Genomic DNA, 18,401 nt, shown 5'->3' with positions numbered 1-18,401 from the left:
ACGCAACCAACACGTCAGAAAATTAATAACCATGAAGATACTACAACGAACACTGCTCATCCTAGCACTCATCTTTTCAACGGCAAGTAACTGCGCCTTTGCACAAGAGGCACCAGTCCAGCAATCGGAGGCGAACGTGCCGACAGCGCCGAGCACAGTACCGGCGAACCCGCCTGGCGCCTTCTTTACAAACATCGCAAATGCAGCGAAGAGCCTGCAATCGAAGGCAAGCAAAGGCATTTCAGAAGGGTTAATCGACGCTGGCCAAAGAATCGCAGCTAAGAACTCCTCGAAATGGGCACTTGGCATCGCTGGCTCGCTTGCGTTGATCTACTTGATCGTGGAAACAATCCAAGCCTTGGGGCGAAACGGCTCGATGACACAGATACTTTTCGATGTAGGTTTGCCGGTAGTCCTGTGTGCCTATCTCCTTACGAACTACGAACAGTTGATCTCTGACTTTGCGGGCACACAAAGCTTCCTGAGCCATGTTCGCAGCCTAGGAGGTGATCCAGCGACCGGGATTGTCGAGATGTACAGCCTTGTGCTTCAAATGGTTGCCACAACCATTTCTACGGCGTGTCGCGACCTGACTGACACCTTCTCTGTCTTCACAATTTCAGCCTCGCTTTTGGCCCTATTCGATGCAGTGATGGTCACGCTTTTCGCGTTAGTTATTCTTGGGCTCTGCCTGGTCGGCACGGTCGAGATGCTCGGTTTGATTCTGATGGGGCCGTTCCTGAGTGCCGTCGGCATCGCAGTAGGCCCTTTCTTTATCGCCGGTTTAGTCACGCCATGGACCCGCGAGTACTTTTCCAAATGGCTAGGTCTTTTAATAGGGTCCGCTGTGCTAACAGGCGTTCTGGGCGTTTGCGTTTCCGTCGCTTCTGCTCTCTTTAGTTCGTTTAATTTTTACGATGTAGCAGGCATCTCAACACCCTCCGCGACTTCACTCCTGATCGTGGCGATTGTCCTTATGACAGTGAATGCGCTTATCCAGCAAGCGCCGGCGATCGCAAGCGCCTTGGTACCTGGCTCATTGGGCGCAAGTAAAGGCGTCGCCAATGCCATCAGGGAAGGTGCCGCTGCTACGAACGGGCGAGCTGTGGGCATCGCGAAGCAAACGCAAGAGTTCCTGAAGCGTCCGCCGAAACCCAAAAGTACTCCAACGGTACAAGCCGCTTGGCGAGATTAGAACCAGTTGAGAAGTTCCGACCTGGTATCCAGGTCGGAAATGAAGAAGCACCTAAATCACGCACATTTTCTAGATGGTGACTTCGCGTTCAGTCATTTAATTCAAATACTTAGCGAGCTGTTCCTCATACTCGCCATGTCAAAATCACGAGAGAAGTTCCTTCAATTTCTCCTCAACGGCAGCGATTTCTTCCCCAGTAGGATCATGCTTGAGCCATCTGATTTCAAGGACGGGGAAATCGCCGTCCTGATAGGACGTCGTTCGTAATTGGTCCACTCCGTCTGGCCCGGCCAAAAAACGAGCATTCTTAGTCCGTTCCACAACCTGGGTTCGCAGTGCTGCCAAGACCCGATTTAAAAGCTCGCCCTCTTCGATATCTCTGTGGGCACCATCATCTGTTGTAACTAGTACCGCCTGCGTCGAGCGAATTTGAGCTGCAATCCCATCGTTCTCCTCGAGCCGCCCAGATCTCACATCAAACACCACGACTCCCGCTTTGTCTGCAACGACTCTTCTCTCTCCGTCAGCGTTCCAATACAGCATCTTTTACCTCCGCAAAAATTCGCAGGGTATCACGACGAGTTGACTATAAGGCAAGAACTAGATTGCAATGAAGCAATTTTCATCTAGGTAAAAAGAGGTAAGAAACAGGTAAGAGCTGTGAACAACGTAATTTTCCTCTTTTATATCAGCCACTTAAGAACGCATGGCGCGACCTTATCCCGACGAAACGCGATCTTATCCCGATTTCGAGCGATCTTATCCCAATCCCGACCCAGTCTGAGCGCGACCTTATCCCGATCAAATTTATTAGTTATTCACATTGCGCGACATCGTCAAAATTCAAATCGTTCAAAAAACTCATTAGGACTCGAGCCCATTCGTTCATAGCACTTCATTACTCTCTGTTCCTGCCGTCGCCTTGCGTTGTAACGCATAGGCATGCATAGGCATGTTTAGAAAGGAGCTTCCATGACAGTCGAAGAACAACTGCTGCACAAGTTTGGACCAATGCTGGATGTGTACCAGCTATCAGAGTTGCTGAACAAATCGCCGGAGGCCGTGCGTTCCTCCTTGCGAACTAATGGAAGCTGGGCCAACTGCTTCAATGATGCGAAAGTTCGACTGGGTCGCCGAATCTACTTCCGCACGTCGGATGTGGCCAGCCTGCTCAACGTCCGCGCCTAATGACTCGTGCAGGCATTCCTCACAGTACTCTTGAGCTTATAGCTCGGCGTACTGAAGAGGCGCAGGTTCGCTTAGGCTCCCAAAGGCCCTCCGCGAGGGAGGTCTATCGCCTCCCAAACGTCCAGGAAGGGATGCGCATGATGTCGAATCACCTGATCAGGACCTGTCTGTTCGCGCCGATTAATCGTGGACAGAAACGACAGGAGCATCTCGAAACTAAGCTTGCCAGCCGAAGTGACGTGCAGCTCTTTTATAGCGGAACACAACTCGACGAAGCCGATCGTGATGTGTTTCTGCAGTTAGTGTACGAGGCCCGTAAACAGGCTCTGGGTGAACCTGTTCGGATCTCGGAGGCGAGATTGTTATCTGCCCTAGGCAAGACGCGCGGGGGCAAAGACTACGATTGGCTCCGTGATACGATCCGGCGCCTTCATCGCGCGACAATCGTTGTCGAGCATGATCAGTACCGAATTGGCACTAGGAGGCGCCCAGAATGCGGGCTCCACTTAATCGATCGTTACGATCGTGATAGCGATGGGGCTTATTGCTTCACTTTAGACCCAAGAATTCTGACGCTCTTCTCACGGCACGAGTATTCGTTCATTGACTGGAATATTCGGCTGCGCCTAAGAACGAATATAGGGAAGTGGCTGCAGCCTTTGGTAGCGTCCTCTAGCAACACTATTCATCGCTATAGCCTCAATGATCTAAAAGAATGGATGTCCTACCAAGGACGTGAGCGCGACTTCATCACCGCGCTAAAAAGCGGTCTAGCGGACCTTGAACGTGAGTACGTTGTCCTCTCCCCGACCGTTGCGAAAAAAGGGAATGGGCAAATCATCGTCAGTTGGACCAGACCGCCGAGCAAAACTAAGAACGGGATACGTCCTTCACAGGCCTACCTGTCAGCGATGCCAGGTCAATTGAGTAAGGACGAGCTGTTGGCTATTGCGCGCCAGGATCTCGGCCCCAACGCCGACTTACCAAGCGTTGAGAAATGGGCGGGAGAACTAAAAGGGCGGCTACGTAACCGCGGCAAGCAGACAACGGGTTAAGGTCGCAAGGATCGCTTAGGAGACGGGGAGAGGGCAAAAAATAACCCGCCATTTTTACACTACTCTTTCCTGAGCTCGTGGCGGCGGGCGTTGTTGCAGCAATTCTAGCATGCGTCAGCCAAACTGGCGCGGTGCTCGCTCTCACTAGTACTAAAGCTGGCAAACAATATTCGATAACAACTCCATTGTTGCCTCAGTAGGTAGCTTCTGGTGTTCAACTGGTTCGCCATGAGCGAAATCATCTCTTACTTTCTTCAATCGCTTGAATTCAGCAAGATCGTTCACGTCTAAGGACGACCATACGTAGATCGCCATGTACGCGAACTTTTGCGCCGGCTTATGAATTTCTCTTCCGCGATGCTGATTTCGGAACAAGCCCTCCACTTCCACTTGCCATGCCGTTGGAACAGAATCTTCAGGCGGAAATTCTCGGACATTAATCGCCGCAAACTTCTTGCTAACCAAGACTTCTAGCGCCATCCAGGAGAACAAAAATGCTTTCATGTTGTCACGCTCTTGCATCGCTGAGTACATCAGTCGCGTCACGCGCTCGCCCAACGCCGGAGCTGATGTCACAGCTGGCTGCAGCATATCCCAGCACTCGATCGACGTCCGTTGCTGGATCACAGATGCGCGCGCACTTGCGCTCACCCGGCGATCAGACACCCACTGATTGTCAAGAGTGCGAGTTAGCTTGTCGCTCAGAATGTGCCTCATACGAACAATTCGGTCTGGCTTTGTTAGCCTGGCAGCGAGTCCCAGTACAACGGGCACTTCGCGTTCAGTAGCCGTCAATTCGAGCTCCTGCTTCTCATCGTTGAAGACGTCGAGTGTATGCAGTCTTCCATCAATCTCTTGAGACCATTCGCACACTTTAGAGATCGGGGCGGGCATGCTAGTCACCGTCAGCAGAAAAGGACCTTGAGCCTTTCTATCGCTAAGTTCGGCAGCCTCATCCGCGAAGTAGTCGTCCCCGATGAGCAATTGGCAGATAGCGTTGACACTCGAGCCAATGCCGAACTGGACGTTCGGGAACGCGTTTCCATATTGGGCCTCAGCGGCTTCTTCAAACTGCACGCCATCGATTGTGTATAGTTTCAGCAGCATCAGTCGGCAAGTGATAGTTACTGGGGGAATGTGCCGTTTGTACCCCATCATTTCTTTGCCGTAGTTGGTAAGGCCCATGGAAAATCTACCTTTGCAAATCACTCGTTTTAATTACATTCAGTCAGGTGGGCTCATCTAACTCCATTCCCAACCTAGCTTATCCCAATGGCCTCACGCGCCTTCTGGAAGTGCGGAAGGTGGTGTCGGTCAGACGTCCCGCTGAAGTCGATCCAACTTCCCTACAAGATCCTCTGCCCTCAAATGAGTATACCGGCGAAGCATCTGCATTGACTTATGACCGCTAATCGCGGCTACTTCTTGATCGCTCAGTCCCCACTCAACCAACCTGCTAACCGCCTCATGCCTTAGGTCGTGGAATCGGAGATCGATGATGCCGGCCTTCTTCTTCATATCGCCCCAGATCTTGTTGAAGTTATAGGGACGTCGAACTTCGTCGCGCCCTGGTTCGCCATAGAACACTAGCGAGGTGTCCTTTGGACGGGCAGCGTGTGCAAGGGCCTCTTCGAACAGCTTCGTCGCCGCAAGGGTTAAGGGTACGGTCCGTGAAGTTGTATTTTTTGTCTCGACAAGTCGTACGATCCGCCTAGCTATATCGACCTGGTCGAGCTTGAGCGAAGTAATTTCAGACGATCGCATGCCGGTCTCGATTGCAATTCCCACGATCCAGCGCAACATCGGATTAGAGTGCTTTGCGATTTCCGTCATCAGGTTGTCGCGTTCTGCAACATTAAGCCGGCGAGTTCGGCCCGGCGACGGAGCCGGGCGCCGGATGTTCAACACCGGGTTGATAAGCAACCCTACGCGCCACTCTTTGATCGCAGTTGTGAACATATGGCCAAGCAATGCCAACTCGAGTCGCACAGTATCGTTGCTACGCGGGATCCGCACTCCGTCATCGTTTAAGTCACCAGCAAGTCGCTTGTCTCGGTACTTGGCAATAATTTCCGGCGTCAATGCCGCTAACGAATACTTCCCAAGCTCTTTGATGAGCGCCTTTGCTTTGCTGGCTTCGGCAATTTGAGTCGCCGGGCGCTTGGTTGGGGTAACCTCGGCCAGGTATTGCTCGAGCGCTTTCGCGATGGTCAGTTTTTCAGAAACCGATCGCTCAATGTACACGCCACGGACCATTTCGGCCTCGGTGTCGCGAGCCCAATTCTTTGCGTCGCGCTTGAACTGAAAAGTCTTTGTCTTGATAGGCCAGCCGGCCATCCGGATGATGGCTTTATGCTTGCCATGAGGGGTTGTAACGAAGGTCGCCAAATGTACTCCTGAGGTAGTTAGTGTTGACCAACTGTACCCCTGGTGTACCTCGACGCAAGTCGGGAACTTACAAGGACAAAGGCTTTCGCCTAAGCCCTTGTTTTTATTGCAGTATTTGGTAGGCCCTCGCGGAGTCGAACCGCGCACCAAAGGATTATGAGTCCTCTGCTCTAACCAAGCATGAGCTAAGGGCCCTGAGAACCCGGCAGGATAGGGCCCCGGGCCCTATCCGTCAAGTTTAGTTACCTTCCAGGAAACTCTTGAGCTTGTCGGAGCGCGATGGGTGGCGCAGTTTGCGCAGCGCCTTGGCTTCGATCTGGCGGATACGTTCGCGGGTCACGTCGAACTGTTTGCCGACCTCTTCCAGCGTGTGGTCGGTGGACATCTCGATACCGAAACGCATGCGCAGCACCTTCGCCTCGCGCGGGGTCAGCGAATCCAGCACATCCTTCACCACGCCGCGCATCGAGGCGTGCAGCGCGGCGTCGGAAGGCGCCAGCGTGTTGTTGTCCTCGATGAAGTCGCCCAGATGGGAATCGTCGTCGTCACCGATCGGCGTTTCCATCGAGATCGGCTCTTTCGCGATCTTCATGATCTTGCGGATCTTATCCTCTGGCATTTCCATCTTGATCGCCAGGGTAGCCGGATCCGGCTCGGCGCCGGTTTCCTGCAGGATCTGGCGCGAGATCCGGTTCATCTTGTTGATCGTTTCGATCATGTGCACCGGAATACGGATGGTGCGCGCCTGGTCGGCGATGGAACGGGTGATCGCCTGGCGGATCCACCACGTTGCGTACGTGGAGAACTTGTAGCCGCGGCGGTATTCGAACTTGTCCACCGCCTTCATCAAACCGATATTGCCTTCCTGGATCAGGTCGAGGAATTGCAGGCCGCGGTTGGTGTACTTCTTCGCGATCGAGATCACCAGACGCAGGTTGGCCTCGGTCATTTCACGCTTGGCCTTGCGCGCCTTCATTTCACCGGCCGCCATCTGGCGGTTGATGTTGCGCAGGTCCGGCAGCGGCAGCACGACGCGCGCTTGCAGGTCGATCAGGCGCTGCTGCAGTTCCTTGATGGTGGGGATGTTGCGGCCCAGGATCGCGCTGTAAGCGTGGCCGGCGGCGACTTCGCCATCCACCCATTCCAGGTTGGTTTCGTTACCCGGGAAGACCTTGATGAAGTGGGCGCGCGGCATGCCGCACTTGTTCACTGCCACGTCGAGGATCTGCTTCTCGATATGGCGCACTTCATCGACCTGGCCGCGCAGGGTGTCGCACAGCTTCTCCACCACTTTGGCGGTGAAGCGGATGCCCAGCAGCTCGGCGGAAATGGATTCCTGTGCCTTCAGGTAGGCTTTCGAGTTGTAGCCATCCTTCTCGAACGCCTTGCGCATGCGTTCGAACTGGTTGGCGATGGAGTCGAACTTGTCGAGGGAGGCCTGCTTCATGGCTTCCAGCTGCTCGGCAGTGTAGCCGGCGGCGGCGCCACCTGGGCTGGCGGCTTCTTCCTCTTCTTCTTCGTCCTCTTCTTCCTCGTCCACGTCTTCCTCATCGTCGTCGGAGGCGGCTGGCGCAGCGGCGGCAGCTTCCTGCTCCTCGTCTACCAGGCCGTCGACGATTTCATCGATCTTGATTTCGTCCAGGCGGATGCGCTCGGAGGTGGCCAGGATCTCGGCGATGGTGACCGGGCAGGCGGAAATCGCCTGGATCATGTCGCGCAGGCCGTCTTCGATACGCTTGGCGATTTCGATCTCGCCCTCGCGGGTCAGCAGCTCGACCGAACCCATCTCACGCATATACATGCGGACCGGGTCGGTGGTGCGGCCGAAATCGGAATCAACGGTGGACAGTGCGGCTTCGGCGGCGGCTTCCGCCTCGTCGTCGCTGGTGACAGTGGCGACGTTATCCGACAGCAGCAGGGTCTCGGCATCCGGCGCGTGCTCGTACACGGCGATGCCCATGTCGTTGAAGGTGCCGATAATGCCTTCGATCGCTTCCGGATCGACGATATTTTCCGGCAGGTGGTCGTTGATCTCGGCGTAGGTCAGGAAACCGCGTTCCTTACCGAACTTGATCAGCGTTTTCAGTTTCTGGCGGCGGCGCTCCAGCTCTTCTTCCGTCGCTTCGGTGTCGGAAGAGAACGCGTCTTTCAGCAATGCCTTTTCCTTGGCCTTGCGGTCCTTGGCCTTGGCCTTGTCCGCAGCCTTCATTTCGGCGCGCTCGACGGCGTTCAGTGCTGCTACCTCGTCATTTTCAGGCTGGAATTCCTTCGGCTTGCGGCCACGGCGGCCCGGCACCTTGACGGTCGGCAGCACATATCCGGAAGTATCGATGGCAGCCAGGGCGGCTGCGTCCGTAGTCTGACTAACCGCCGGCGGTGCCTTGGTAACGCGAGTAGCCGGTTTCTCAGCCGACTTGGTCGCGGGCTTGGCGGTCACTTTGCGAGGCTTTTCAGCCGCTTTGGTTTCAGGTTTCTTTGCTGGCACAGGCGCTTTCGGGAATAGTTAAGTCCACTACAAACTGCAACAACTACTGCTATAACTTACTGAAAACAAACGAAAATACTGCCCCGCTAAATATTGCAATATTTAGCATTTTATTATAGCACGCCACTTTACAATTACCAGACGGGAAGGGTTGCGTGCGCGCAAGCAATTACCTCTGACTCGCACCCTCCGCTTCCTTCAACAGCTGATCTTGCTTAGCAGCAAGTTCGCGGTAGCGTACACCAAATTCTTCACTCGGCAAACCGGCGTTATATTGCTGCATTAACTGGGCCAGCTCAGCCTTCACGGTTTCGATTTGCAGGTGGCGGACCGAATCGAGCAGCCACACCCGCTCCGCCTCGATGTCCGGTTCCGGCGCCGCGGCGATTTCGCTGATGAGCGCATCGTACTCGCTGCCGGACTCTTTTAACAATTGGCACAGGGCAGCGAAACCGCCCTGCTCGCCCAGCGACTGGGCCTGCACCACCAGCCAGATCAGCCGCTCGGCCGCTTCCTGGCCGAAATGGGCGAAGGCCATCAGGGCCTCGTCGTCCAGCTGCAGCGACAGCGTCGGGTGGGTGATCATCACGCGGATCAGCTTCAATTCCAGCCCGACTGGCTGCTCGCGGCGGCTTTTCGGCGGCGCGATCTTGTTCGCGGCCACCGGCTTGGCCAGCTCGAACAGCTGCTCCACTTCGCCCGGCGTGCTCTGCGTCATCGTCGCCAGGCCGCGCACGATTTGCAGGCGCAGCGCGGTCGGCGTCATCGCCTGCAGCAACGGCTTGGCGTCGAACTGGACGCGGGCGCGGCCCTCAGGCGAACTCAAATCATGTTCGCCCGCCGCTTCGCGCAGCAGGAACTGCGACAGCGGCATGGCTTCGTGCACCTGCTGCTCGAAGGCCTCGGCGCCATATTCGCGGATATAGCTGTCCGGGTCGTGCTCGGCGGGCAGGAACAGGAACTTGATGGTCTTGTCGTCCGACACGTGCGGCAGGCAGGCTTCCAGCGCACGCCTTGCGGCGCGGCGGCCGGCCTTGTCGCCGTCGAAACTGAAGATCACATTGTCTGTTTGGCGCAACAGTTTCTGGACGTGGGTGGTGGTGCAGGCGGTTCCCAGCGTGGCCACAGCCTGCGGGAAGCCCATCTGGGCCAATGCCACCACGTCCATATAGCCTTCGGTCACCAGCACATAGCCGGCGTCGCGGATGGCCTGGCGCGCCTCGAACAAGCCATACAGTTCCGAACCCTTTGAAAATAAAGGCGTTTCCGGAGAATTCAAGTACTTGGGTTCGCCCTGGTCCATGATGCGGCCGCCGAAGGCGATCACCTGGCCTTTGGTATTGCGGATCGGGAACATGACGCGCTCGCGGAAGCGGTCGTAGCGCTTGGTGCGGCGGCCGTCTTCCTCCACGTTCTGGATGATCAGGCCGGCTTCCACCAGGACCGGACTGTCGTAGTCCGGGAAGACGGCTTTCAGGGCATCCCAGCCTGAGGGCGAGTAGCCGAGGGCGAAGCGGGCCGCGATTTCGCCGGTCAGGCCGCGGCCTTTCAAGTAGCTGATGGCTTGCGGCGCGTGGCGCAGCTGGGCTTTATAGAATTCGGCCGCCTTGGTCATGGCATCCGACAGGGCCATGGATTGCTGCTGCATGGCGGCGCGCTGGGCGGGCGGAATCTTGTCATCCTGTTCAGGCACCACCATGCCGACGTTCTGGGCCAGGTCTTTCACTGCATCCACGAAACCCATGCCCGAATACTCGATCAGGAAGCCGATCGCGGTACCGTGGGCGCCGCAGCCGAAGCAGTGATAGAACTGCTTGGTTGGACTGACTGTGAAGCTGGGGGACTTTTCGTTGTGGAACGGGCATAGGCCCTGGTAATTGGCGCCGCCCTTTTTCAGCTGGACGTAGCGCCCCACCACGTCGACGATATCGACGCGATTGAGCAGATCGGCAATGAAAGACTGTGGAATCACGAGGCTGAACGGTATTTGTTATAAATCAGACTATACCGCCGCGCGCGAGGAGTGTTTGATCCACCTCAACACGCGCGGCCCACGGCACGGCTCAGTCCGTGTCCCACCATGGGGTCACACCCCAAGCGGGACACGGCCCCAGCCGCTACGCGGCTGGGCTCGTGTCCCGGCTGGGGTGTGACCCCATGGTGGGACACGAGCTCGGCTGCAGATTATGCCGGGGTCAGGGCTTTCTTGACCAGGGCGGACACGACAGTCATGTCGGCGCGGCCGGCCAGCTTTGGCTTGACGATGGCCATCACTTTGCCCATGTCCTGCGGACCGGTGGCGCCGCATTCGGCGACGGCGGCTTTCACTTCGGCGGCGATTTCGTCGTCGCTCAGGCCGGCTGGCATGTACGCCACCAGCACCGCCAGTTCGGCTTTTTCGATGTCGGCCAGGTCGGCACGGCCGCCGGCTTCGAACTGGGTGATGGAATCCTTGCGCTGCTTGATCATTTTTTCAACGATGGCCACGGTCTGGGCGTCGTTGACTTCGATCTGCTCGTCCACTTCCTTGCGCTTGATCTCAGCCAGGATCAGGCGGATGGTGGCCAGCTTGCCGGCTTCCTTGGCGCGCATCGCTGCTTTCATGTCTTCAGAAATCTGGGCTTTCAGGCTCATAGCTACCTCAAAAGTGTGCGTGAAAAAAGGAAAACCCGCTGCGGTTCAGACCGGAGCGGGTTGAAACTCTGGCGTGGGCATCCGTGGCGATCAAAGCGCCTGCAAGGATGACCAACGAAGAGTCAAATTAGTACAGCTTCTTAGGCAGTTGCTGGCTGCGGATGCGCTTGTAGTGACGCTTCACGGCAGCTGCCAGCTTGCGCTTGCGCTCTGCGGTTGGCTTTTCGTAGAACTCGCGTGCGCGCAGTTCGGTCAGCAGACCGGTCTTTTCGATGGTGCGCTTGAAGCGACGCATTGCGACTTCGAACGGCTCGTTTTCTTTAAGGCGGATAGTAGTCATGTAAAAATTCAAACCGTTAGGGTTCAGGAAAGACAGCGATATTAGCAGCTTTTGCTCAAAAATGGAAGAGACAAAAGACGCCAAACCGGCCACACAGGCGGTTCCATAAGGGAAATCGACGTCTTTTCGCGGGCAATATTTCAGCCCCGCTAACATCATGAATCCGGCGGAAAATGCCTTGCCGGGAGTCGAACTATATCAGATCGCCAGGCCTGCTGCCACCCCGGAGGCCCACGCCCACTGGAAGTTGTAGCCGCCCAGCCATCCCGTTACGTCCACCGTTTCGCCAATGAAATACAGGCCGGGGACGTTCTTGCATTCCATCGATTGCTGGGACAGTTCGCGTGTGTCCACGCCGCCACGGGTGACTTCGGCCTTGCGGTAGCCTTCCGAACCGTTGGGGGTGATGGTCCATTGGTTGACTGCGCGGCCGAGCTTGCGCAGCGTGTCGTCTTTCATATCGGCGATGCGCGCTTCGGGGTCAAGGCCGTGCACTTGCAGCAGGCCTTCGGCCAGGCGGGTCGGCATCCATTGCGACAGCAGGTTGCCGAGCTGTTTCTTTAGCGTGCCCTTGCCTTCGATCAGGGTTTGCGCCAGGTCCATCTCCGGCAGCAGGTTAATCGTGATCGGGGTGCCGGGCTGCCAGAAACTGGAAATCTGCAGGATGGCGGGGCCGCTCAGGCCGCGGTGGGTGAACAGCAGGTCTTCGCGGAAACGGGCGCCGGTCGGGTTGCGGCCTTTCAGGGAGCCGGTTTCCACGTCCACTTCCAGCGAAACGCCGGCCAGCGGCACGAACGGCGCCCATTCGGCGGCGTCGAAGGTCAGCGGCACCAGGGCGGGACGCGGGTCGACCAGTTTCAGGCCGAAGTGCTTGGCGACGCGATAGCCGAAATCGGTGGCGCCGATCTTGGGGATCGACAGGCCGCCAGTGGCCACCACTACAGCGCTGGCGTGGATGTCGCCCTCGTCGGTCTCCAGGATAAAGCCGGCGCCATTCTGCGCCACGACCTGCACCTTGGTCGGCATGCGCCATTGCACACCGCCATCGGCGCATTCGTTGCGCAGCATGTCGATGATCTGCTCGGCGGAGTCGTCGCAGAACAGCTGGCCTTTGTGCTTTTCGTGGAAGCCGATGCGGTGCTTTTTCACCATCGCCAGGAAATCCTGCGGGGTAAAGCGCGACAGCGCACTCTTGGCGAAGTGCGGGTTCTCGGACAGGAAATTGGCCGGGCCGGCGTTAATATTGGTGAAGTTGCAACGACCACCGCCGGAGATGCGGATTTTCTCCGCCAGTTTTTCGGCGTGGTCGATCAGCACCACCCGCTTGCCTCGCTGGCCCGCCGTCGCCGCGCACATCATTCCAGCGGCGCCCGCGCCGATCACCGCCACATCAAATTCTTTAGCCATAACTGCCCATTTTACAGCAGGCAAGAATTGTCCACTTTTGCCGGGGCGCCGTACCGTCCTTACCCCGAAGCGGACATAAGTTTACGGGCGACATTTTTGCAGTGGGCGGCTTGCTGGGCGATGGGGTCGGGGATGGGGATCTCGCCGCGCAGCACGGCTTGGATCCAGGCGGCGGTGGACTCGGCGCTTTTATCTTCCGGCAGCGCGGGCACGCTGTCGGCCAGCATCTGGCGCTCGACCAGCACGGTGCGTTCGCCGTCGTGGAACCAGTCGATCTTTTGCGCCTTGTTGGCGTTGGCGACGGTCTCGCCTTCCGTGCCGCGCATCAGGAAGGCGTGGCCCTTGTTCAGCGTGAAGAACTGGCCCAGCGATTCGAGGTATTCGGGATGGGTGTAGGACACCAGCCGCAGCGCGGGGCCGGCAAACGGTTGCATGATCTTCACCAGCGTGTGCGTGGAATTGCGCACGCCGAGCACGCGGCGCAGCGACAGCATCCACGCCAGGCGCGGCGCCAGCGCTTCGATGGTGATGAAGCTGACATGGCCGGCGGCCAGCGCGGCTTCGGCTTCTGCATGGGTGCGCGCGGCATGCACGCCCAGGGCTTCGAATACTTCGGCCGTGGCGACGCGGCCTACGTCGTGGGCGACCCCGTGCACCAGCACCGGCACGCCGTCGCGCGCCAGCAGCATGGCCAGCAGCGCGGTCAAATTGGCCATCTTGCGGGCACCGTTGTAGCTGGGGATTACCACTGGGACGTAGTCGCCGGCGGGTGCGCGCAGCTTGTCGAACGAGGCTTCGGCCGCTTCCAGCATGCCTTCCAGCTCGTCCACCGATTCGCCCTTGATCCGCATCGATAGCAGGATGGCACCCAGTTCGAGGTCGGATACGCGTCCATCGAGGACGGCGCTCCACAATTCATGGGCCTGCTCGCGGCTCATACTACGGGCGCCCTTGGCGCCGCGGCCGATCTCCTTGATGAACGGGGCGGCGTGGAAAGCTTGTTTAGTCGTCATTCAGCCAGTTTACGGCATTTCGGCTACACTGTTAGACCCCCGTAGTAAAAACCCAGTTAAAAGCAGACTGATCATGATTGCCCAAAACCTCGAAAACATTAACGTTACTTCCTTCGCATCCATGCCTACCCCAGAGGAGCTGCATGCGAAACTGCCGCTGACCGAAAAGGCTTCCGACACCGTCACCAAGGGCCGCGCCGACCTGCGCGCCATCCTGGAACGCAAGGACAAGCGCCTGTTCGTGGTGGTAGGCCCTTGCTCGATCCATGACCCGGTGGCGGGCCTGGACTATGCGCGCCGCCTGAAGGCGCTGCAGGAAGAGGTCAAGGATACGATGTTGCTGGTAATGCGCGTGTATTTCGAGAAGCCGCGCACGACCACGGGGTGGAAGGGGTATATCAATGATCCGTATATGGACGACTCGTTCCGCGTGGACGAGGGCATGCTGAAGGCGCGCCAGTTCCTGCTCGATGTCTGCGAACTGGGCCTGCCAACCGCGACCGAGGCGCTGGACCCGATTTCGCCGCAGTACCTGGGGGACCTGATCGCCTGGACCGCCATCGGCGCCCGTACCACGGAATCGCAGACCCACCGCGAAATGTCGTCCGGCCTGTCGACCCCTGTGGGCTTCAAGAACGGTACCGATGGCGATATCGGTATCGCCATCAACGCCATCCTGTCGGCGGCCAACCCGCACGCCTTCCTGGGGATTAACAGCCAGGGCACGGTGTCGGTGGTGCGTACGCGCGGCAATCCGCACGGCCACGTGGTGCTGCGCGGCGGCGATGGACGTCCTAACTATGATTCGGTGTCGGTGGCGATTGCGGAGCAGTCGCTGGCGAAGGCCAAGCTGCCGGCCAATATCGTGATCGATTGCTCGCACGCCAACTCGTACAAGAAGCCGGAGTTGCAGCCGCTGGTGATGACCGATGTGGTCAACCAGATCGTGCACGGCAACCAGTCCATCATGGGCGTGATGATCGAGTCGAATATCGTGGCGGGCAACCAGAAGATTCCGGCCAACCTGTCCGAACTCAAATACGGCTGCTCGGTGACTGATGCCTGCATCGACTGGGACACCACCGCTCACGTGCTGCGCGAGGCTGACCGCGAGCTGCGCGCCCGTCCTTAATAGCGCCAGCTGCCCTCAATACGTATCTCGGACTTGACCGAGCGCGCCAGGAAGCACTCCCCATGTGCTTCGTGGTGCAGCCGGTCCAGCTCCGCGTCGGTGGGAACCTTCTCGCCCGAGAAGGCCACCACCGGCTTCAGCGTCACCACGGCGATCCAGCCATCCTTCATCTCCCCTTCCGCCGCGTCGACATAGCTGTCGACCACATAGCCGTCCCGCGCCGCAAGGCTTAGGAACCACAGCATATGGCAGCTTGACAGGGAGGCAACGAACGCCTCCTCCGGATCGACCGCGCTCGGGTCGGACAAAGGCACCTTCACCACGTGTGGCGAGGACGATCCCGGCACCACGGTGCCGCCGTCAAAAGTCCACTTATGCAAGCGGCTGTAGCGGTTATCGGTGAATTTTGCGTCGTGGCGGAACCACGCGACTTCGGCGGTATGGCTCATGCAAAGCACGATACACCGCCGCACTTTCCTTTACAATGGCGGATTCCCCTTTTAATTTTGCTCCAAACGATGATCGTTCTCGGCGTTGAATCCTCCTGTGACGAAACCGGCCTGGCCCTGTATGACACGGAGCGCGGCCTGCTGTCGCACGCCCTGCACTCGCAGGTGGCGATGCACGAGGAATACGGCGGCGTGGTGCCGGAACTGGCCTCGCGCGACCATATCCGCCGCGCCATCCCGCTGCTGGAGCAAACCCTGTCCAAGGCCGGCATGGCTGCACAGGATATCGACGCCATCGCCTACACCCAGGGCCCAGGCCTGGCCGGCGCCCTGCTGGTCGGTTCGGCCATCGCCTGCTCGCTCGGCATGGCGCTGGATAAGCCGGTGCTGGGTGTGCACCACTTGGAAGGCCACCTGCTGTCGCCGCTGCTGGCCAGCGAGCCGCCTGAATTCCCCTTCGTGGCGCTGCTGGTCTCCGGCGGCCACACGCAGCTGATGCGGGTGGACGGCGTCGGCCAGTACGAGCTGCTGGGCGAAACGCTGGACGATGCGGCGGGTGAAGCTTTTGACAAGTCGGCCAAGCTGCTCGGCCTGGGCTATCCCGGCGGGCCGGCCATTTCGCGCCTGGCGGAATTCGGCGATCCGGAAGCGTACAAGCTGCCGCGCCCCATGCTGCACTCGAAGGACCTGATGTTCTCCTTCTCGGGCCTGAAGACGGCGGTGCTGACGGTGGTGAACAATAACGGCGGCGCGGCCAATGTCTGCGAGCAGGACAAGGCCAATATCGCGCGCGGTTTCGTGGATGCGATTGTCGATGTGCTGACGGCGAAATGCCTGTCCGCCCTCAAGCAGACCGGCCTGAAACGCCTGGTGATCGCCGGCGGCGTGGGCGCGAACGCGCAGCTGCGCGCGTCGCTGAACGCGGCAGCCAAAAAGAAACACTTTAAGGTCTATTACCCGGAACTGGAATTCTGCACCGACAACGGGGCGATGATTGCCTTCGCCGGCGCCATGCGCCTGAAGATCAATCCTCAAGCGGCGCAGCGGGATTATTCCTTCAACGTCCGTCCGCGCTGGCCGCTGGACGAACTGCGGGTTATCTAAACGTTAAGCCAGAAGCCAGGCGCTCAGGCCCACCAGGGCCAGCAGGCCGGCAACGATGCCGGTGCGCATCCCTGCACCGTGCAGGTCGATTTGCTTCCTTGCAAGTTCATGGCGATTTGCGTCTTTGACAACTTGGTGCTGCTGTACTTCGGTGTTCATTTCTTGTCTCCATTTGTATAGACCACAATGTAGCAGCAGAGCAGCACTACTGCCACACTTTTGTACGTTGCTATGCAGCAACACGTTGTGCCGGGCGGCCTTGGCGCTGGTAGAGGAATTCCAGCACGCTGGTCCGGTACTCGAGGTAGAGCGGATCCTGCGCCAGCGCCAGGCGCTCGCGCGGGCGCGCCAGCCGCACCTTGACGATGTCGCCGATGGTGGCGGCCGGGCCGTTGGTCATCATCACAATGCGGTCGGACAGCAGCACCGCTTCATCCACGTCGTGCGTCACCATCACGACGGTGGCGCCGGTGCTGGCGACGATGCGCATCAACTCGTCCTGCAGGTGGGCGCGCGTCAACGCGTCGAGCGCGCCGAACGGTTCATCCATCAATAGCACCTTGGGCTCCATCGAGACCGCGCGGGCGATGCCGACGCGCTGCTTCATGCCGCCGGAAATTTCGTTGGGGCGTTTGCCGCCCGCTGTGGCCAGGCCCACCAGTTCCAGCGCCTGCCAGGTGCGTTCATCCATCCGCGCGCGGCTTTCCTTGCCGGCGAAGACGCGCTCCACGGCCAGGTAGACGTTTTCAAAGCAGGTCAGCCAGGGCAGCAGGGAATGGTTCTGGAATACCACCGCGCGCTCGGGCGACGGGCCGGCGATTTCGCGGCCGCTGCACACCAGCACGCCGCCGCTGGGCCGCGTCAGGCCGGCCACCAGGTTGAGCAAGGTGGACTTGCCGCAGCCGGAGTGGCCGATCAGCGTGATGAATTCGCCCTGCTCCACCGTCAGGTTGATGTCGCGCAGCGCGTGGAACTGGCCGAAGCGCATTTCGACCCGGCTGATATCGATGAACTTTGCGGCCATCTCATTTCTCCTCATAGCTGAAGGCTTTGGCCAGCGCCACCAGCGCCAGCTCCAGCAGCAAACCGACCATACCGATCACGCCAATCGCGATCAGGATGTGCGGCACATTCAGGTTGTTCCATTCGTCCCATACCCAGAAGCCGATGCCCACGCCGCCGGTCAGCATTTCAGCGGCGACGATCACCAGCCATGCGGTGCCGATCGCCAGCCGCACGCCGGTCAGCATGTAGGGCAGCACAGACGGCAGCAGGATCTTGGTCGCCACCTTCCATTCCGACAGGTTCAGCACGCGCGCCACGTTCAGGTAGTCCTGCGGCACGCGCTGCACGCCGACGGCGGTGTTGACGATCATCGGCCAGATCGAGCAGATGAAGATGGCCCAGATGGCGGCGGGATCGGCGGCCTTGAACACCAGCAGCCCAATCGGCAGCCAGGCCAGCGGCGACACGGGCTTGAGCAGGCTGATCAGAGGGCTGAACATGCCGTACACAAAGCTGAAGCGGCCGATCAGGAAGCCGAGCGGAATGCCGACCAGCGCCGCCATGCCGAAGCCCAGCGCCACGCGCCGCAGCGAGGCCAGTATGTTCCAGCCGATGCCCTGGTCGTTCGGGCCCTTGCGGTAGAACGGGTCGGCGAACAGCTTCACCGCCTCGTGCCAGGTCTCAAGCGGCGTCGGGAAGCCGGCGTTGCGCAGCGCCAGGATTTGCCACGCCAGCACCAGCAGCGTAAGGCCCAGCAGCGGCGGCAGCACTTTCATGACGATCGGGCGCAGGCGCTCGCTCGCCGGCGTCAGGTTGATGCCCTTGGCCGCCAGCCGTGCGCTGCGCGATGGCGCGTCAGGGCCTGCCCCCACGCCCGCCGCCGCAAGTGCCTCCGCTGTCCGTTGGAGCGCGCTCTCCCGCGCCGCGTCGCGCGCGGTCAGTGGTGCGCTGGCAGGTGGCGCCGTGCCAACAATCTTTCCATAGACTGCACTCATACGTCCTCCCT

The 18,401-nt window shown here is 59.0% G+C and carries 18 protein-coding genes and 1 tRNA gene; 5 read left to right on the top strand and 14 right to left on the bottom strand.

The window, feature by feature from the left end; genetic code table 11:
- Nucleotides 1-31: 31 nt before the first annotated feature.
- Nucleotides 32-1,195, top strand: coding sequence for a type IV secretion system protein (locus tag AAHE99_RS08625; RefSeq protein WP_342116521.1), 1,164 nt, complete (start codon nucleotides 32-34; stop codon nucleotides 1,193-1,195).
- A 144-nt stretch (nucleotides 1,196-1,339) separates the two neighbouring features.
- Here AAHE99_RS08625 and AAHE99_RS08620 read toward each other — a convergent pair whose 3' ends face one another.
- Complete coding sequence (locus tag AAHE99_RS08620) at nucleotides 1,340-1,738, bottom strand: hypothetical protein (RefSeq protein ID WP_342116519.1); 399 nt, start codon at nucleotides 1,736-1,738, stop codon at nucleotides 1,340-1,342.
- A gap of 429 nt (nucleotides 1,739-2,167) precedes the next feature.
- Here AAHE99_RS08620 and AAHE99_RS08615 point away from each other — a divergent pair, with 429 nt between their 5' ends.
- Both AAHE99_RS08615 and trfA read left to right on the top strand, forming a co-directional pair.
- Entirely contained in the window at nucleotides 2,168-2,383 is a 216-nt protein-coding gene (locus tag AAHE99_RS08615; RefSeq protein ID WP_342116517.1) for a DNA-binding protein, read from the top strand.
- Nucleotides 2,383-3,438, top strand: coding sequence for a plasmid replication initiator TrfA (trfA, locus tag AAHE99_RS08610; protein WP_342116515.1), 1,056 nt, complete (start codon nucleotides 2,383-2,385; stop codon nucleotides 3,436-3,438). The genes AAHE99_RS08615 and trfA overlap by 1 nt, the downstream gene beginning before the upstream one ends.
- A gap of 150 nt (nucleotides 3,439-3,588) precedes the next feature.
- On the opposite strand, the gene AAHE99_RS08605 is transcribed toward trfA, so the two are convergent.
- The 9 genes from AAHE99_RS08605 to ybiB form a co-directional block, all read right to left on the bottom strand.
- Nucleotides 3,589-4,623 (bottom strand): hypothetical protein, encoded by a 1,035-nt coding sequence (locus AAHE99_RS08605; protein ID WP_342116513.1) that lies wholly within the window; start codon nucleotides 4,621-4,623, stop codon nucleotides 3,589-3,591.
- Between the two features lie 129 nt (nucleotides 4,624-4,752).
- Nucleotides 4,753-5,826: a site-specific integrase gene (locus tag AAHE99_RS08600; RefSeq protein ID WP_342116511.1), complete on the bottom strand. Its 1,074-nt coding sequence runs from the start codon at nucleotides 5,824-5,826 to the stop codon at nucleotides 4,753-4,755.
- Nucleotides 5,827-5,942: 116 nt separating this feature from the next.
- Nucleotides 5,943-6,021 (bottom strand) — tRNA-Ile (locus AAHE99_RS08595).
- Nucleotides 6,022-6,064: 43 nt separating this feature from the next.
- The gene (gene rpoD / locus AAHE99_RS08590; RefSeq protein WP_342116509.1) at nucleotides 6,065-8,263 is read right to left on the bottom strand and encodes an RNA polymerase sigma factor RpoD; all 2,199 of its coding nucleotides are present in this window, start codon (nucleotides 8,261-8,263) and stop codon (nucleotides 6,065-6,067) included.
- 217 nt (nucleotides 8,264-8,480) lie between these two features.
- Nucleotides 8,481-10,283 carry a DNA primase gene (dnaG, locus tag AAHE99_RS08585; RefSeq protein WP_342116508.1) on the bottom strand — a complete coding sequence of 601 codons (1,803 nt, stop codon included), beginning with the start codon at nucleotides 10,281-10,283 and terminating at the stop codon, nucleotides 8,481-8,483.
- Nucleotides 10,284-10,495: 212 nt separating this feature from the next.
- On the bottom strand, nucleotides 10,496-10,945 hold the full coding sequence (locus AAHE99_RS08580; RefSeq protein ID WP_342116507.1) for a GatB/YqeY domain-containing protein: 450 nt from the start codon (nucleotides 10,943-10,945) through the stop codon (nucleotides 10,496-10,498).
- Nucleotides 10,946-11,072: 127 nt separating this feature from the next.
- Nucleotides 11,073-11,285 (bottom strand): 30S ribosomal protein S21, encoded by a 213-nt coding sequence (rpsU, locus tag AAHE99_RS08575; protein WP_005665410.1) that lies wholly within the window; start codon nucleotides 11,283-11,285, stop codon nucleotides 11,073-11,075.
- 198 nt (nucleotides 11,286-11,483) lie between these two features.
- Nucleotides 11,484-12,692 carry an NAD(P)/FAD-dependent oxidoreductase gene (locus AAHE99_RS08570; RefSeq protein ID WP_342116478.1) on the bottom strand — a complete coding sequence of 403 codons (1,209 nt, stop codon included), beginning with the start codon at nucleotides 12,690-12,692 and terminating at the stop codon, nucleotides 11,484-11,486.
- Nucleotides 12,693-12,751: 59 nt separating this feature from the next.
- Nucleotides 12,752-13,705 carry a DNA-binding protein YbiB gene (gene ybiB / locus AAHE99_RS08565; protein WP_342116476.1) on the bottom strand — a complete coding sequence of 318 codons (954 nt, stop codon included), beginning with the start codon at nucleotides 13,703-13,705 and terminating at the stop codon, nucleotides 12,752-12,754.
- A gap of 73 nt (nucleotides 13,706-13,778) precedes the next feature.
- On the opposite strand from ybiB, the gene AAHE99_RS08560 reads away from it, so the two are divergent.
- On the top strand, nucleotides 13,779-14,837 hold the full coding sequence (locus AAHE99_RS08560; protein ID WP_342116474.1) for a 3-deoxy-7-phosphoheptulonate synthase: 1,059 nt from the start codon (nucleotides 13,779-13,781) through the stop codon (nucleotides 14,835-14,837).
- Here the strand turns inward: AAHE99_RS08560 and AAHE99_RS08555 are convergent.
- Nucleotides 14,834-15,286: an OsmC family protein gene (locus AAHE99_RS08555; RefSeq protein ID WP_342116473.1), complete on the bottom strand. Its 453-nt coding sequence runs from the start codon at nucleotides 15,284-15,286 to the stop codon at nucleotides 14,834-14,836. The two genes, AAHE99_RS08560 and AAHE99_RS08555, sit on opposite strands and share 4 nt — an antisense overlap.
- A 69-nt stretch (nucleotides 15,287-15,355) precedes the next feature.
- Here AAHE99_RS08555 and tsaD point away from each other — a divergent pair, with 69 nt between their 5' ends.
- Nucleotides 15,356-16,390, top strand: coding sequence for a tRNA (adenosine(37)-N6)-threonylcarbamoyltransferase complex transferase subunit TsaD (gene tsaD / locus AAHE99_RS08550; protein WP_342116472.1), 1,035 nt, complete (start codon nucleotides 15,356-15,358; stop codon nucleotides 16,388-16,390).
- Between the two features lie 3 nt (nucleotides 16,391-16,393).
- Here the strand turns inward: tsaD and AAHE99_RS08545 are convergent, their stop codons facing one another.
- The 3 genes from AAHE99_RS08545 to ntrB form a co-directional block, all read right to left on the bottom strand.
- Nucleotides 16,394-16,549, bottom strand: coding sequence for a hypothetical protein (locus tag AAHE99_RS08545; protein ID WP_342116470.1), 156 nt, complete (start codon nucleotides 16,547-16,549; stop codon nucleotides 16,394-16,396).
- A gap of 70 nt (nucleotides 16,550-16,619) precedes the next feature.
- Entirely contained in the window at nucleotides 16,620-17,414 is a 795-nt protein-coding gene (locus tag AAHE99_RS08540; protein WP_342116469.1) for an ABC transporter ATP-binding protein, read from the bottom strand.
- Nucleotide 17,415: 1 nt separating this feature from the next.
- Nucleotides 17,416-18,390 (bottom strand): nitrate ABC transporter permease, encoded by a 975-nt coding sequence (ntrB, locus tag AAHE99_RS08535; RefSeq protein ID WP_342116467.1) that lies wholly within the window; start codon nucleotides 18,388-18,390, stop codon nucleotides 17,416-17,418.
- Between the last annotated feature and the right edge of the window lie 11 nt (nucleotides 18,391-18,401).

It is taken from the genome of Pseudoduganella sp. OTU4001 (assembly GCF_038440195.1).
Taxonomy (GTDB): Bacteria; Pseudomonadota; Gammaproteobacteria; order Burkholderiales; family Burkholderiaceae_D; genus Rugamonas.
This window is presented reverse-complemented; position numbering and strand designations above follow the sequence as displayed.